The organism is Pseudomonas sp. AC252, from assembly GCF_979258105.1.
In genome coordinates, this window is the sequence record NZ_OZ409837.1 from 4,333,875 (window position 1) to 4,347,949 (window position 14,075).

General features: G+C 59.1%; 16 protein-coding genes. 9 read left to right on the forward strand and 7 right to left on the reverse strand.

Annotated elements, in window-relative coordinates; translation table 11 throughout:
• Window positions 1–72: 72 nt before the first annotated feature.
• Window positions 73–1,592 (reverse strand): IS3 family transposase gene (locus tag ACZZZ4_RS19865; RefSeq protein ID WP_463548540.1). Its coding sequence is split into 2 segments (ribosomal slippage): window positions 73–1,151 and window positions 1,151–1,592, totalling 1,521 coding nucleotides; the frame shifts between segments, so codons are not numbered across the junction.
• A gap of 511 nt (window positions 1,593–2,103) precedes the next feature.
• Entirely contained in the window at window positions 2,104–3,759 is a 1,656-nt protein-coding gene (locus ACZZZ4_RS19870; RefSeq protein WP_463548541.1) for a sensor domain-containing diguanylate cyclase, read from the reverse strand.
• A 176-nt stretch (window positions 3,760–3,935) separates the two neighbouring features.
• On the opposite strand from ACZZZ4_RS19870, the gene ACZZZ4_RS19875 reads away from it, so the two are divergent.
• Window positions 3,936–4,271 carry a hypothetical protein gene (locus ACZZZ4_RS19875; RefSeq protein ID WP_039762268.1) on the forward strand — a complete coding sequence of 112 codons (336 nt, stop codon included), beginning with the start codon at window positions 3,936–3,938 and terminating at the stop codon, window positions 4,269–4,271.
• Window positions 4,272–4,344: 73 nt separating this feature from the next.
• On the opposite strand, the gene ACZZZ4_RS19880 is transcribed toward ACZZZ4_RS19875, so the two are convergent.
• Both ACZZZ4_RS19880 and ACZZZ4_RS19885 read right to left on the reverse strand, forming a co-directional pair.
• The gene (locus ACZZZ4_RS19880) at window positions 4,345–4,785 is read right to left on the reverse strand and encodes a phage infection protein (protein WP_463548542.1); all 441 of its coding nucleotides are present in this window, start codon (window positions 4,783–4,785) and stop codon (window positions 4,345–4,347) included.
• A 124-nt stretch (window positions 4,786–4,909) separates the two neighbouring features.
• The gene (locus tag ACZZZ4_RS19885) at window positions 4,910–5,479 is read right to left on the reverse strand and encodes a chorismate mutase (protein WP_310409179.1); all 570 of its coding nucleotides are present in this window, start codon (window positions 5,477–5,479) and stop codon (window positions 4,910–4,912) included.
• Window positions 5,480–5,677: 198 nt separating this feature from the next.
• Between ACZZZ4_RS19885 and ACZZZ4_RS19890 the strand changes: the two genes are divergently transcribed.
• Together ACZZZ4_RS19890 and ACZZZ4_RS19895 are read left to right on the forward strand one after the other, a co-directional pair.
• A complete protein-coding gene (locus ACZZZ4_RS19890) occupies window positions 5,678–7,036 on the forward strand; it encodes an MATE family efflux transporter (protein WP_463548543.1) in 1,359 nt (452 codons plus the stop codon).
• Between the two features lie 74 nt (window positions 7,037–7,110).
• On the forward strand, window positions 7,111–7,668 hold the full coding sequence (locus ACZZZ4_RS19895; RefSeq protein WP_463548544.1) for a YceI family protein: 558 nt from the start codon (window positions 7,111–7,113) through the stop codon (window positions 7,666–7,668).
• Between the two features lie 4 nt (window positions 7,669–7,672).
• Here the strand turns inward: ACZZZ4_RS19895 and ACZZZ4_RS19900 are convergent, their stop codons facing one another.
• On the reverse strand, window positions 7,673–8,158 hold the full coding sequence (locus ACZZZ4_RS19900; RefSeq protein ID WP_039762262.1) for a DUF3592 domain-containing protein: 486 nt from the start codon (window positions 8,156–8,158) through the stop codon (window positions 7,673–7,675).
• A gap of 152 nt (window positions 8,159–8,310) precedes the next feature.
• Here ACZZZ4_RS19900 and ACZZZ4_RS19905 point away from each other — a divergent pair, with 152 nt between their 5' ends.
• Window positions 8,311–8,997, forward strand: a complete 687-nt coding sequence (locus ACZZZ4_RS19905) for a GNAT family N-acetyltransferase (RefSeq protein WP_310409186.1) — start codon at window positions 8,311–8,313, stop codon at window positions 8,995–8,997.
• Between the two features lie 62 nt (window positions 8,998–9,059).
• Here ACZZZ4_RS19905 and ACZZZ4_RS19910 read toward each other — a convergent pair whose 3' ends face one another.
• Window positions 9,060–9,500, reverse strand: coding sequence for a hotdog fold domain-containing protein (locus ACZZZ4_RS19910; RefSeq protein WP_039762259.1), 441 nt, complete (start codon window positions 9,498–9,500; stop codon window positions 9,060–9,062).
• Between the two features lie 159 nt (window positions 9,501–9,659).
• Between ACZZZ4_RS19910 and ACZZZ4_RS19915 the strand changes: the two genes are divergently transcribed.
• Entirely contained in the window at window positions 9,660–10,280 is a 621-nt protein-coding gene (locus tag ACZZZ4_RS19915; protein WP_039762258.1) for a TetR/AcrR family transcriptional regulator, read from the forward strand.
• Window positions 10,281–10,390: 110 nt separating this feature from the next.
• On the opposite strand, the gene ACZZZ4_RS19920 is transcribed toward ACZZZ4_RS19915, so the two are convergent.
• Window positions 10,391–11,332, reverse strand: coding sequence for a class I SAM-dependent methyltransferase (locus tag ACZZZ4_RS19920; protein ID WP_039762257.1), 942 nt, complete (start codon window positions 11,330–11,332; stop codon window positions 10,391–10,393).
• Window positions 11,333–11,530: 198 nt separating this feature from the next.
• Here ACZZZ4_RS19920 and ACZZZ4_RS19925 point away from each other — a divergent pair, with 198 nt between their 5' ends.
• The 4 genes from ACZZZ4_RS19925 (at window position 11,531) to ACZZZ4_RS19940 (ending at window position 14,064) form a co-directional block, all read left to right on the forward strand.
• Complete coding sequence (locus tag ACZZZ4_RS19925) at window positions 11,531–11,944, forward strand: response regulator (RefSeq protein WP_129998415.1); 414 nt, start codon at window positions 11,531–11,533, stop codon at window positions 11,942–11,944.
• 57 nt (window positions 11,945–12,001) lie between these two features.
• Window positions 12,002–12,670 carry an HAD-IA family hydrolase gene (locus ACZZZ4_RS19930; protein WP_129998416.1) on the forward strand — a complete coding sequence of 223 codons (669 nt, stop codon included), beginning with the start codon at window positions 12,002–12,004 and terminating at the stop codon, window positions 12,668–12,670.
• A gap of 165 nt (window positions 12,671–12,835) precedes the next feature.
• Complete coding sequence (locus ACZZZ4_RS19935) at window positions 12,836–13,633, forward strand: SDR family NAD(P)-dependent oxidoreductase (protein ID WP_463548545.1); 798 nt, start codon at window positions 12,836–12,838, stop codon at window positions 13,631–13,633.
• A gap of 20 nt (window positions 13,634–13,653) precedes the next feature.
• Window positions 13,654–14,064, forward strand: a complete 411-nt coding sequence (locus tag ACZZZ4_RS19940) for an SRPBCC family protein (protein WP_463548546.1) — start codon at window positions 13,654–13,656, stop codon at window positions 14,062–14,064.
• Window positions 14,065–14,075: the final 11 nt, after the last annotated feature.

The following is a 14,075-nucleotide window of genomic DNA, read 5'->3' on the forward strand; positions in this document are numbered from 1 at the left end:
ACGGCGACTCACTTTTTTTACAAACGGTGCGTGTCAACGTATCTGTCGCTTCACGGCTGTTTTAGGAGTCTATTACGCCCTTGTTTCAGGGCGCTCTGGATTCAGGTAAACAGCGTTTGCGAGTTTCCAATTACGTACTTCGCCGCTCCAACGGCTAGGGTTAGTTGCTTTGGCTGCCTTGTAAAGATTCTCCCGTGCCTGCAGTAACGCAGGTGCCTTGCCTTCGTGACGCTCATTGGGCGTCACGTATTTCAAGGCGCTATGACGATGCTCGTCGTTGTACCACTCAACGAATTTCTGCACCCAGAGTCGTGCTTCCGTGAGGTTGTCGAAGGGCCGCTCGGGCCACAGCGGGCAATACTTAGCCGTACGAAAAAGCGCTTCGGCATAGGCGTTGTCATTGCTTACTCGGGGTCGGCTGAACGACGGTTCGACGCCCAATGCAATCATGCTTTCTCGAAGAAGCGAGCCTCTCATTACGTGACCGTTGTCCGAGTGCAGTACCAGCGGACGACCCGCCGTACGCTCTCGTAAGCATCCTTTTTCAAGCAGTACGCATGCATGTTCTGCGCGTTCGGATTCGTGTACTTCGTTGGTCACTAATTTGCGGCTATAGATGTCTTTGACCATGTACCAGTAGTAAAAGCGACCTTTAACGGTGGTGGGTAACCACGTGATATCCCAACACCAAACTCGATTTGGGGCATCAGCACAATGTGTGGTCAAAGCTCGGCGCTTCGGAGCTTTGGCTCGGCCTCGACGGCTATTCTGATTTGCCTCTTTCAGCACCCGATAGAATGTTGATTCCGATGCCAGATAGATACCTTCGTCAGCTAACTTCGGGACAATCTGGTGCGGTGTCAGACTCGCGTAGCCAGGTTGATTAGCAGCATCCAAAACAGCCTGACGCTCTGCGACGCTGAGTTTGTTGGACGGTGCTTCGCGCTTGATGATCTGGCGCTTGTCGGCTTCGCAGTGTCGCCAACGCTGAACCGTCCGCAAACACAGCCCTATCTCTTGGCATGCACGAAACCGACGAGCACCACTTGCTACTGCCTCAGCGATCAGGCCCAAAGCCTGCACACGATCAGGGGCGCTGATCAGCCTTCCTTGTCCTTGCCCCAGATCGCATTGGCTTTTTTTCTGAGTTCCAGTAAAGCGACCGCCTCCTTGCAATCAGCATCGGATCGAAGCAGTTGTCGCTCCAGCTCCTTTATCCGTATTTGCTCGGTGGTCGGTTTTTTGTTGGGCTGAGGCTCCATCGCAGTGTTGGCATTCTGGCAAGCTTGGCGCCATTGCTGAATCTGCTCAGGATAAATGCCCTTGATTCGGCAATATTGTGAAAGCTCTACCTCGCTCAACGGCGCGGTTTCCAGAACGGCGTTGAATTTGTCGGCGCTGGACCACTGATTGCTGGTTTTATTATTCCCAGGAACAATCAATCCTTTATCTCTAGCCATTTGCCTCCAGTTTCGCAGTGACTGTGGGGTGACGCCGATTGCAACGGCGAGCTCTGCTACGGAACGGTTTAAGGGCGGCATCATTTGAAGAACAGCCCAGTCTCTGAAGTCATCGTCATAACGCTTCGGCATTGCTAGACACCTTCGCCCCCATGAATGGTTGAGTCAATCAACAGAGGTGACAGGTAGGCTGACACGGGGGGAACGCCCCAAAAGGAACCAAAAGGTCTTCGCCCTGACGTTCGGCCCGCTCGCTGGGGCTCGGGGTTCCTTCGCTCCGGGATCGATCCGGGCGCAGCGGCTACGGTTTGCTTCGCTGCACCTCCTTCCGCTGTGTACGACTGCGTCGTACGGTCGCTGCGCTCCCACGCCCGGATCAATCCCTCCACTCAGCCTTCCGACGTCGCCGGTGGATCAAGATCAAGAGCAGGCGAGCTGACACTCGGCCTATAGGTGAACGTGGGACTGTAGGAGCTGCCGAAGGCTGCGATCTCTTGCTCTTGCTCTTGCTCTTGCTCTTGTAGGAGTGAGCCTGCTCGCGATAGGTATCTCAAAAACGCTGGTGAATAGCAGGTGTACTCAATCCCTGTGTGAGCTGGCTTGCCAGCGATGGGGCCGGCAAGTCGACCTGTCTACGCCGGTGTCAGTGGGCATGAAACGCAACCTGATTGCGCCCCGCAGCCTTCGCCTGGTACAGCTGCTGATCGGCACGTTTGATCAGGGCCGTGTGGTTGTTGTCTGCCGGATCTGCCAGGCCGAGACCAATACTCACGGTAACGTGGCCGACGCCGGGAAACTCCGCTTCGGCTACCGCCGCGCGAATCTTCTCGGCGACGACTTCCGGGGTGTCGGGTTGCGCCACTTCCGGCAGCAGTACGGCGAATTCTTCGCCGCCGTAGCGAGCGACGAAATCGGTGCTGCGTACGCTGTTCTGGATCAAGGTCGCCAGTTGTTGCAGGACCTCGTCACCGACCGCGTGGCCGTGGCTGTCATTGATGCGTTTGAAGTAATCGGCATCAATCAGCAGCAGGGCAAACGGGCGTCCAGTGCGCCGGGACAGCAGTGAGTATTCAGTGATTTTTTCGTCAAACCGGCGACGGTTGTAAACGCCGGTCAGGCCGTCGTGGGTGGCCAGGCTCAGCAGCTCGGCATTGGCTTCGGTGAGTGCGGCGGTGCGTTGCGCCACGGTGGCTTCCAGCGAGGCGTTGGCTTCCTGCAGTTCGCGTTCCTTGCCGAGCAGTGATTGCGTCATCGCGTCGATGGACTGGCCGAGCTGGGCAATTTCCAGTACCGGATGCTGGAGCTGGAATTGCGCGCCGGACTGGTTGTTCTGCACCTGTTTGGCCGAGTGCGCGAGTTGTTCGATCGGGCGACTCAGGTACAGCGCCAGGTAATAAGCCACCAGGCCGAAAACGATGGCAGCGAAAACGCCGAGGATCAGCAATTCGTATTGCAGCGTCCGCGCCGGTTGCAGCGCGGTCTCCAGTGGCTGGCGGATGGCGATCGACCACGACAGCGCCGTGCCCGATGGGGTCGGCACGGTGACCATGCTGGTCAGGTAACCGTTGGCCGCCGTCCAGCCCGGCAATACCGGGTCGTTGCTCGCCAGCTGTTGGCCCATCAGCGCTTCGGGGTAGAGCACCTTGCCATCGTGGTCGACGATCAGCGCCTGGATATCCGGTGCCGAGTTCTTGTGGGAAAACGTCGCCGACTCGACGATGCGGGTCACCCAGCTCCAGTGCGCGTGTGCGCCCAGCACGCCAATCACCAGACCTTCGGCGTTATGGATCGGTGCGGCGAAATCGATGAAGCGCAGTGGCTCGCCATTGGGCAGGCCCGGCAACAATTTCGCCAGCAACACCGCTTCGTGGGGATCGCCGGTGTACTGGCGGCGCAAGCCGGTCTGGAACCACGGGCGTTTTTGAACTGACTGGCCGACCAGCAAATCGTTGACGGCCTGGCGGACGTTGCCTTCGGCGTCGGTGACGCCCATCCACGCGTATTCGGCGCGTGCCTGGGTGCGCAGTTGCATCGATTTGAGAATGGCGGGGTTATCCAGATCACCACGTTCCAGATGCGGAGCGCGACTGAGCAGGTAGACCTCCAGTTGCCGCTCGCGCAGTTGCTCACCCAACAACGTCGCCGCCGAGCGCGCCGTGTTCAGCAAGGCATTGCCGCTGGCCTGCTTCATTTGCTCGGTGGCGATGTGACCGACATAAAAGCCCACACTCAATAGCGTAAGCAGGGACAAACCGCCGAACCACAGGGTGAGATGGCTACGCAGACTGGCTTTGAACATGGGGGGCGGTGTCTGTCTTGTTAAAGTGGCGCCATGGTATGCGACATCGCCGATGGCCGGCCAGCGAACAAGTTCATGTAAACAAGAACAACATTGATGCTAATGAGCCATCATTTTGGTTAGAATGCGCGCCGCCCGAGAGATGGATCCCGGGCGTTCCCCCATGGAGTTTTACTGTGAAATACCTCAGCAAAGTAGTCGCCGCCGCACTGTTCGGTGTGGTTCTGGCAGGTTGCACCGGCGCCCCGATGAAATCCGCACATTACGACAGCAACCAGTACACCGTGGTTGGCCACAGCGAAGCCTCGGCCACCGGCCTGCTGCTGTTCGGTATTATTCCGATCCGCCAGAACAGCCGATTTGTACGTGCGCAAGACGCGGCGATCAAAGCCAAGGGTGGCGATGCATTGATCAACACCCAAGTGCAGGAAAACTGGTTCTGGGCCTGGGTCCTGACCGGCTACACCACCACCATCTCCGGCGACGTGGTCAAGCTGAAAACCGCGCAATAAGCGTCGGCTGAATGCAAAAAGCCCGGCTGATCAGGCCGGGCTTTTTCATGGGGGTTGCGGTACTGCACTTGATTCATGCCACGCGGCGTTCGATCAGACGATCCGAACCACCCTCGGCCACGCGGCGTTCGATCAGACGATCCGCGCCACCTTCGGCCACACGACGTTCCATCAGACGATCCGCGCCACCCTCGGCCACGCGGCGTTCGATCAGACGATCCGAACCACCCTCGGCCACGCGGCGTTCGATCAGACGATCCGCGCCACCTTCGGCCACACGACGTTCCATCAGACGATCCGCGCCACCCTCGGCCACGCGGCGTTCGATCAGACGATCCGAACCACCCTCGGCCACGCGGCGTTCGATCAGACGATCCGAACCACCCTCAGCCAAACGGCTTTCGATCAACTTGTCCGAGCCGCCTTCAGCGACCAGGGTGTGAGCAGGGGTTGCCGCAAAAGCGTTAACTGCGAAAACCGAGAAAGCGATGCCGAGAAGGGTTTGGCGTTTCATGATCGTGTGCTCCAGAAAGTTGTTTGTTTGTCTGGAGCCGATGTTACGCCGTGCTTTTTTATGAGAACTTCATTGACGCGATGGTGAACATCGACGCCGATGATGTATTGCCGATACCCTCGCTTCAGAGCGGTTTTGCCCGGATGCATAACTCGCCGCTGGCACGAATCAGCGCCAGATCATGCAGCGCATCGGCGGCCAGACCGCTGCGGACAGTGGTCAGCCATGACGGGCAATTCGGGTCTTGCCGATAGTGGGAGAACTCGGCGTACTGTTGTAACAGGCGCTTTTGCAGTTCATCCAGACGCGGGCGTATCTGTTTCGCCAGGTCCGGGCGCGGTGTATCCGGTGCCGCACCTGCCGCCTGCCATTGTGCGAGCAAACCGTATTGCACCAGTTTGTTGGCCTCCATTTGCGCGGCGATCAACTGTTCGACGTCATCCGGATCGAGTTTGTTTTCGTCTGCCAGGGTTCGCGCATTGGCAATCACCTGCGCCTCACGCGGGCTGTCCTGGATCGGTTTGCCGCTGTCCCATTTGGTCAGCGCAACCAGATCACCGATGTTCAGGCGTTCATTGAGCGTGACCAATAACGGTTTCAATGAATCAGGGGCCGCTGCAGGTGCGGCTGCCTGAGCGCAGGTCGCGAACAGCACGAAAAGGGAGCCGAGCAGAAAATTTGCAACGTTACGCATGAACCTAGCCTCAATAGTACGTGTCGAGAGAATCGCTGATTTACCACAGCCGAACACTGACACAAAGCGATGCCTGGCATTTACACAAATGCAAAACTGACAATCAACGCCGATTGGAAATGTTGATTGCACCGTGCACGCAACTCACCGAAGCTATCGTCAATCAGGCCTGCCGCCGTCGAGATGGACCTCCATTCAATGCAAAGCGCCACCTTCGCCAAGCCGCTCTGGCAAACCTATCTATTGTTTCTCGCGCCGATGGTGCTGTCGAACTTCCTGCAATCGATGTCCGGGACAGTCAACAGCATCTACATCGGTCAAATGCTAGGCACTCAGGCGCTGGCGGCAGTGTCCGGCATGTTTCCCGTGGTGTTCTTTTTCATCGCCCTGGTCATCGGTCTTGGCGCGGGTGCCAGCGTGTTGATCGGTCAGGCGTGGGGCGCGCGGGAAACGCACATGGTCAAAGCGATTGCCGGAGCGACGTTGCTGCTGGGTATGCTGATCGGCCTGGTTGCCGCAGTGCTCGGTACCGTGTTTGCGCGCCAGGCGCTGACGGGGCTGGGCACGCCGGCGGATGTGCTCGACGATGCGGTGGACTATGCCCACGTCATGTTGTGGATTCTGCCGTCACTGCTGGTCTTCGTGCTGTTCACCCAGTTGCTGCGCGGGGTCAGCGATACGCTGTCGCCGTTGCTGGCGCTGATCGTCTCCACCGCGGTGGGGCTGGCACTGACGCCGGCGTTGATTCGCGGCTGGCTCGGTTTGCCACCATTGGGCATTCAGAGCGCGGCCTATGCCGGGCTGGCGGGGAATCTGTCGGCAATGGCGTGGCTGGCCTGGCGGCTGATCCGCAAGGGCCATCCGCTGGCGCCAGACCGGGAGTTCTTTGCCGCATTGCGACTGGACCGGGTGATACTCGGCAAGGTTTTGCGTATCGGCCTGCCGACCGGAGTGCAGATGATCGTGCTGTCGCTGTCGGAGCTGGTGATTCTGGCACTGGTCAACCAGCACGGTTCTCAGGCAACAGCGGCCTATGGCGCGGTGACGCAGATCGTCAATTACGTGCAATTCCCGGCGCTGTCGATTGCGATCACCGCATCGATTCTCGGGGCACAGGCGATTGGCGCCGGACATCTGCAACGAATGGGTCCAATCCTGCGCACCGGGTTGTTGATCAACGTGTGCCTGACCGGGGGCTTGATTGTGCTGGGTTATCTTCTGTCGCACTGGCTGCTGGGCTTGTTCCTGACCGAGGACTCGACCCGGGCCATGGCCGAGCACCTCTTGCACATCATGCTCTGGAGCCTGCTGGTATTTGGCTTTCAGGCCATCATCGGCGGGATCATGCGCGCCAGTGGCACGGTGCTGGTGCCGGTGGTCATTTCGATTATCTGCGTGGTCGGCGTGCAGTTGCCTGCGGCGTATTGGCTGGACGGGCACTTCGGTTTGCAGGGCGTCTGGATGGCTTTTCCGGTTGCCTATCTGGGAATGCTGATACTGCAGACGCTCTATTACAAACTGGTCTGGAAGCACCAGAAGATCGAGCGCTTGATATAGGTGCTGGCGTGACGGCGGGTTGTTTGCTTAAGTGAACCAAGGCCCTCGACGGCACGCGCCGCCCGGAGAATTCCATGTCGATGCGATTGCTGCTGTTTACCGCGTTGTACCTGTATGCCTCGACCGTCGCTCAAGCCGCCGAATACACTCGCGTCAACACCAGTGCCAGCCAGATCAGCTTCACCTACCAGCAGATGGGCTCGCGAATGTATGGCACCTTCGGCAAGTTCGAGGCAACGCTGGACTTTGACACCGACAACCTTGCCGACGCCCGTACGACTTTGCATATCGATCTCGGCAGCATCGATGCTGGCAGCGAAGACGCCAACGCAGAGCTGGTAAAACCGGCCTGGTTCGACACTGAGAAATTCCCGCTCGCGGTGTTCGAATCCAGCCGTTTCACCCAGGTGGCCGAACACCGTTACCAGATCGCCGGGCAGCTCACACTCAAGGGCATCACTCGCGAGGTCGAGGTGCCGGTGCAGTTGAAACCGGACAACGCCATCGGCATCTTCGACGGTGAGCTGGTGCTCAACCGTGAGGCGTTCGGCCTCGGCGCAGGGGAGTGGGCTGACAGCGTGGTGTCCAGAGACATCAACATCAAATTCAGAGTAGTGGCGCCGCAACAGTGACTGTTCAGTAGTACCGGTCCTGTTCCTTCATCGCCTGAATCTGCCAGAACGTCCGGCCGGAAACCAGCAGGAACAGCAGGGCGAGCGATACGCCGCCGGCCATGATGTAAAAACCTGCGCGATAGCTTTGCAGCTGGCTGGCGATGGCGCTTTTTTCCGGCATCCAGGGCGAGACCAATAGCGCAATCGGTCCATTGACTTCGTACTGGGTGTGTTCGGCGTAGCGTTCGTCGACAAAATCACCTTCATGAAGCTGACCCTGCTCGTCGGCATAGCGATAGTGAATGATCTTGCCGTTCTTGTTCATGAGGATCTCTTCCAACTGCGTGACAGTGCCGTTGGTTTGCGCGCCATTGAAATTCAACAGCGCATACAGAATGCCTTGATGGCGCGCCATCCCGGCGAGGAGCAAGACCACGCAGCAGGCGACAGTGAGCATGACGATTCGGTTGTAAAGATGATCTTTTGCGGCTTCGCGCGGGTAATACATGGCCCGGTCCTTGGTAGTGAAATGAAAGGTGATCGTTACATCGGCCTTCGACAGCGGATCTTTAAACGGTGGTCTACCGCGGCGCGGTATGATGTCGCGGTTCGTCGACGGCTCTGATCATCGGCAACGTTATTTACCGCCGGAGTTTGTCCATGCCACGCATCACCCACTACACCTCCCCATGCCCCGAGAGCGTCAACAGTCAGATCCTGCAAATGGTCGTCGACTACCTGACCGACATCAGTGCGGTGGGACTTGGCCCGAGCAATCTGCTGTACAACGTTTATCAGTACGCGGTCGGTTACGAGGTGCATCTGTACCTCGAGGCGTTGAATGGTCAGAAAGGCACCGAGGTGGAATTGCTGGTGGCCACTGACAATGAAGATCCGGAACAGGTCATCGGCTTTCTGCTGTACCTGCCGGTGCAGGGCGATTGGGAGGCGTGCAGCGTCGCCTACATGGCGGTGCGCGAAGGGCATCGGCGTCAGGGTGTGGCGCGGGCGATGCTCGCGGACATGGTCGGACGCTATCCGCATGCGGAACTGGCCTGCAGCATTGGCAAGGTGCCGTACTTCGAAGCGTTGGGTTTTGAAGTGATCGGCCAGCGCGAGACTCAGGTGCTGATGAGCACGCGGCATTACCGCAGCAACGGCTTGCGCGGCTTTATCGATACCACGCCGATCTACCGCTCGCTGGAAGTGCAGCAGATTCATACCTACCTGCTGCAGAAGAACGGCAAGCGCGCGATGGTCGATGCGGAAAAACAACGCGACCGTCATCTGGATCAGACCAGCCGTCACGTCGAAGAATTTGTCCGTCAGCGCCTGACCTTGCACTGACCCGGCCAATCAAAAGCCCTTGCTGCGCATTGCGCAGCAAGGGCTTTTTTGTGCGTGCAATTTCAACCCAGTTTGACGTTCATGGTGATGCGTGCGGTGAAGACTTTTTTGCCCTCGGTATCATGAATGTCGACATTGACGACCTTGTCGCCATCGCTCTGCCAATCCACGCCTTCAGCGCTGGCCACGGCGGTGACGTCGGTTTTCGCTTTGGCCAGGTATTCCACGGTCATGCCTCTCGGAATCCAGCGCGCGCCGGCCGGGATGGAGACGTCGGTCATCATCCCGCCGGCCAGTTCCGCCGCGTTGCACATTGCGATGGCGTGCACTGTACCGAGGTGATTGGTGATCTCCTTGCGAAACGGCACTTGAACGGTGGCGGCGTTCGGGCGCAATTCGCTGATCAGTGGGTTGATGCTGCTGAAATACGGGGCGAACTGGCAGGCCATCTTGCTGAAAGCGTCCGGACCGACGCTGTTGAACATGCTGAGAGATTGACTCATGGAAGCCTCACGATTTGGTGGTTTAGCAGAATGATGTTCCGTTACAGAATAATGTTCTGTAACGGAACGGTATTCTGTTCACGGCAAATCTGTCAACCTAGGCGCAATTTCCACGGGCAAACTTCGCCTTGTTCAAACCTTTTTCGGACCTCAAGCAGCATGGACACCGCCGATCTACTGGAACGCAGCTACCCCGGCCGCCGCGCCGAGCTCAAACGCGACATCTTTCGCAAGGCCTTGAAGCTGTTCAACGAGCAGGGAATCGAGGCGACCACCATCGAGATGATTCGCGCCGAATGCGACACCAGCGTCGGCGCGATTTACCACCATTTCGGCAACAAGGAAGGATTGGTCGCGGCGCTGTTTTTCACCGCGCTGGAGGATCAGGGGCGTTTGCGTGATGCGTATCTCGACGCGGTCGATAGCACCGAAGCAGGCGTGCAGGCGCTGGTCTTCAGCTATGTCGACTGGGTCGAGCAACAGCCGCAGTGGGCGCGTTTTCAGTATCACGCGCGGTTCGCCGTGACCAAAGGCCCGTTCAAGGAAGAGCTGGCCGAGCGCAACAAGACGCGCAATCTGCGTCTGCGCCAATGGCTTGCGGAGTCGGGGCGTGCTGCCGAGCTGCAGAATTTGCCTGCCGAGCTGCTGCCATCACTGATCATCGGACAGGCGGACAGTTATTGCCGAGCCTGGCTGGCGGGGCGGGTCAAAGGCAGTCCGACGGATTATCGCGAGGTGCTCGCACAAGCGGCGTGGCGCTCGGTTCGCGCTGAAAGCTGAGCCCCCTGTAGGAGTGAGCCTGCTCGCGATAGCGGTGTGTCAGTTAACCATTTGCTGACTGACACACCGCTATCGCGAGCAGGCTCACTCCTACAGGGGAATTTGATGTGTCAGGTGTTGCGCTGAAAAACCAGGGCTTTCAGGCCGCTTTCCGGGTCGACATCCGGAAATTCCGGCGGATTGTCCAGCCGGTGATCGAAACGCAGGCTCGGCGCTTCCTGGGTCACGCCATCAATGAGAAAGTCCGAACCGAACGACGGATCGTTCATGCACGCCAGCACCGTGCCTTGCGCGGTCAGCAGTTCCGGCAAGCGGCGCAACACGCGTTGATAGTCCTTGGTCAGCAAAAAACTGCCTTTCTGAAACGACGGCGGGTCGATGATTACCAGATCGTACGGGCCGCTGTTGATCACTTTGCCCCAGGATTTGAACAGGTCGTGACCGAGGAAGCTGACCTTGCCCAAGTCATGGCCGTTCAAACGATGATTGTCGCGACCACGGCTCAGCGCTGCGCGGGACATGTCGAGATTGACCACATGGCTGGCGCCGCCCTCGATTGCCGCCACGGAAAAACCGCAGGTGTAGGCGAACAGGTTCAATACGCGTTTGCCCGCCGCTTGTTCGCGCACCCAGTTGCGCCCGAAACGCATGTCGAGAAACAGCCCGGTGTTCTGCTTGCGGCCCAAGTCGACGCGGTACTGCAAGCCACCCTCGACGATGGTCATTTCCTCGATTTCCTCGCCGATCAGCCATTCGGCCGTGCTCTGCGGCAGATAGCGGTGCTGGATCAGCAGGGTATGCGCACCGGACTGCTGCCATTCCGGCGAGGCGGCGAGGTGCAGCAGTAAATCTCGCAGATCCTGCAGTTGCTCAGGCGCCGGTTCCTTGAACAACGACACCAGCACCACGCCCTGCAACCAGTCCACGGTCAACTGCTCGAGTCCCGGCCAGCAGCGCCCGCGGCCGTGGAACAGCCGGCGGGTTTCGCAGGGTGCCGCCCCCAGTGCGGGCAGCAAATGGGCGTGGAGGGTGGCGAGAGCTTCAGGGTTCATGGATCAGGATCGGCCGGACAAAGGGCGCGCATTTTAACCACAAATGAGCATTTTGGACGGAAGCTGCAGCCCGAAAAACAACACCTTGGCGAAATCTCCTGTATCAAAAGTGAATTTCTGCAGGGCGCGCTGCTCATACCTGATAAGCAGCGGATTCAAAACCGCTATTCGAAAATGTAATTCGGGGGAGTGCTGTTCATGTGCCCTACACCTACGTCGAGCGCGCACCTTCCTGGCGGGTTGATTCTGGTTGTCGAGGACGATCCGTTGATTCTGGAGTTCCTTTGCGAAATTCTCCAGGAGGAAGGGTTCAAGGTCGAACCGCAAACCAGCGCCGACGCCGCATCCTTGTATCTGGAAAAACACGCAGCGGATGTAGCGCTGTTGCTGACCGACATCACCATGCCCGGCACGCTTAACGGCGCCGATCTGGCCAACCTGTTCGGCGATCGCTGGCCGGACAAACCGGTGATGGTCATGTCCGGCTATGAAACGCCCGAGACCTCTGGGGTCAAGCACTCGGTGGCGTTCATCAAGAAGCCCTGGGCGATCGGTCAGTTGCTCGATTGTGTGGAAAGCGCGTTCAAATCCAAGGCCCCGCAGCTGCACTGACAAGTGCTACATTGCCGGGCCTGTCTGCCCCGGCCATCTGTCAGAGGATTTGTTCTCTTGTCTGCACAAGCATCGGTTTTTGATCGCGCATTCGCCGCGTTCCTGTTCGATATGGACGGCACCGTCCTCAACTCCATCGCCGCCGCCGAGCGCATCTGGTCAGCGTGGGCGGTGCGCCATGGCGTTGATGTCGAAACATTTTTGCCGACCATCCATGGCGCGCGGGCGATCGACACCATCACCCGCCTGAATCTTCCGGGCGTGGATGCCGAGGAACAAGCGGCGTTTATCACCGCTGCCGAAATCGAAGACGTTGAAGGCATTGTCGAGATCCCGGCTGCGGCGGCGTTTCTCAACGCACTGCCGAAAAATGGTTGGGCGATGGTGACGTCGGCGCCGCGTGACCTGGCCCTGCGCCGGATGGCGGCGGCGGGGATTCCCGAACCAGCGGTGATGATCACGGCGGAAGATGTGAAGGCCGGCAAGCCGGATCCTTCGGGTTATCTTTTGGCGGCGAAAAAGCTTGGCGTTGAACCGGCGGATTGTCTGATTTTTGAAGACGCCGCGGTTGGCATTCAAGCAGCCGAAGCGGCGGGTGCGGCGTTGATGATCATCACCACCACGCACCAGCATCCGATCGAAACAGCGCATGCTACGTTGGCCAGTTACGATGCGATCAGCGTCAGGGTCGGCGCTGATGGTTTGCTTCGTCTGACGCAAATCTGATCTGCATCAGAAGATGTTGCTCAACCACGTCAACGGTCGGCAGCTCTCTCACAGATGCAACATCGCAACTACGCTGATCCATGCTTCTGAAATCGCCGCCATGGTCGAGTCCGCACAGGCATCGGCCGTCCGGCGCGAGCCCTTGCCAATCGATGAGGTAAACGCATGAAGATTGATCTGAGTGGGAAATTGGCCATCGTCAGCGGCAGCACCGCCGGTATCGGCCTGGGCATCAGCCAGTCGCTGGCCGAGGCCGGGGCGACGGTGGTGGTGATCGGTCGTGACACGGCCAAGGTCGAACAGGCGCTGGCGAGCATTCGCCAAGCCGTGCCCAGCGCGCAGTTGCGTGGTCTGACCGCCGATCTCGGGACGGCCGAGGGCGCGGAAAAGCTCTTCGCTGCCGAGCCGCGCGCGGACATTCTGGTGAACAACCTGGGCATCTTCAACGACGTCGATTTCTTCGAAACCCCCGACAGCGAGTGGACACGCTTCTATGAGGTCAACGTGATTTCCGGCGTGCGCCTGGCGCGGCATTATGTGCCGGCGATGGTTGAGCAGGGTTGGGGCCGGGTGATCTTCCTGTCGTCCGAATCCGGGGTCGCGACGCCGGCGGACATGCTCAATTACGGCGTGACCAAAAGCGCCAACCTCGCGGTGTCCCACGGCTTGGCCAAGCGTCTGGCTGGCACCGGGGTCACGGTCAATGCGATCCTGCCGGGGCCGACCTTCACCGATGGCCTGCAGGACATGCTCAAGGACGCAGCCGCCAAGTCCGGACGCGACCTGCGCGACGAAGCCGACGCCTTTGTGCGCAAGGCCCGTCCGACCTCGATCATCCAGCGCGTGGCGGATGTTTCGGAAGTGGCGCATCTGGTCACGTACATTGCTTCACCGCTGTCCTCGGCTACCACGGGCGCAGCGTTGCGCGTCGATGGCGGTGTGGTCGACAGCCTGACAATCTGAATTTCCGAAAGAGAGGTTTTATGCCAACAGCATCTGCAACCATCGACATCCCGGCCTCGGCCGATCAGGTCTGGCAATTGATCGGCGGCTTCAACACGCTGCCGGAGTGGCTGCCGTTGATTACCAACAGTGAACTGAGCGAAGGCGGGCGCGTGCGCACTCTGCAATCCGCTGACGGCGGGGTGATTATCGAACGTCTGCAGACCTTCGATCACGCGGCCAGAACCTACAGCTATTCGATCGAACAGGCACCGTTCCCGGCCAGCGATTACCTGGCGACGATCAAGGTTGAAGACCAGGGGCAGGGCGCGCGGGTGACGTGGTCGGGACGCTTCAACGCGGTGGGTGTGAGCGATGAGGAAGTGGTGGCGTTGTTCAACGGCATCTACCAGGGCGGTCTCGAAGCCTTGCGGGCGAATTACCCGACCTGAGACGCAGATCG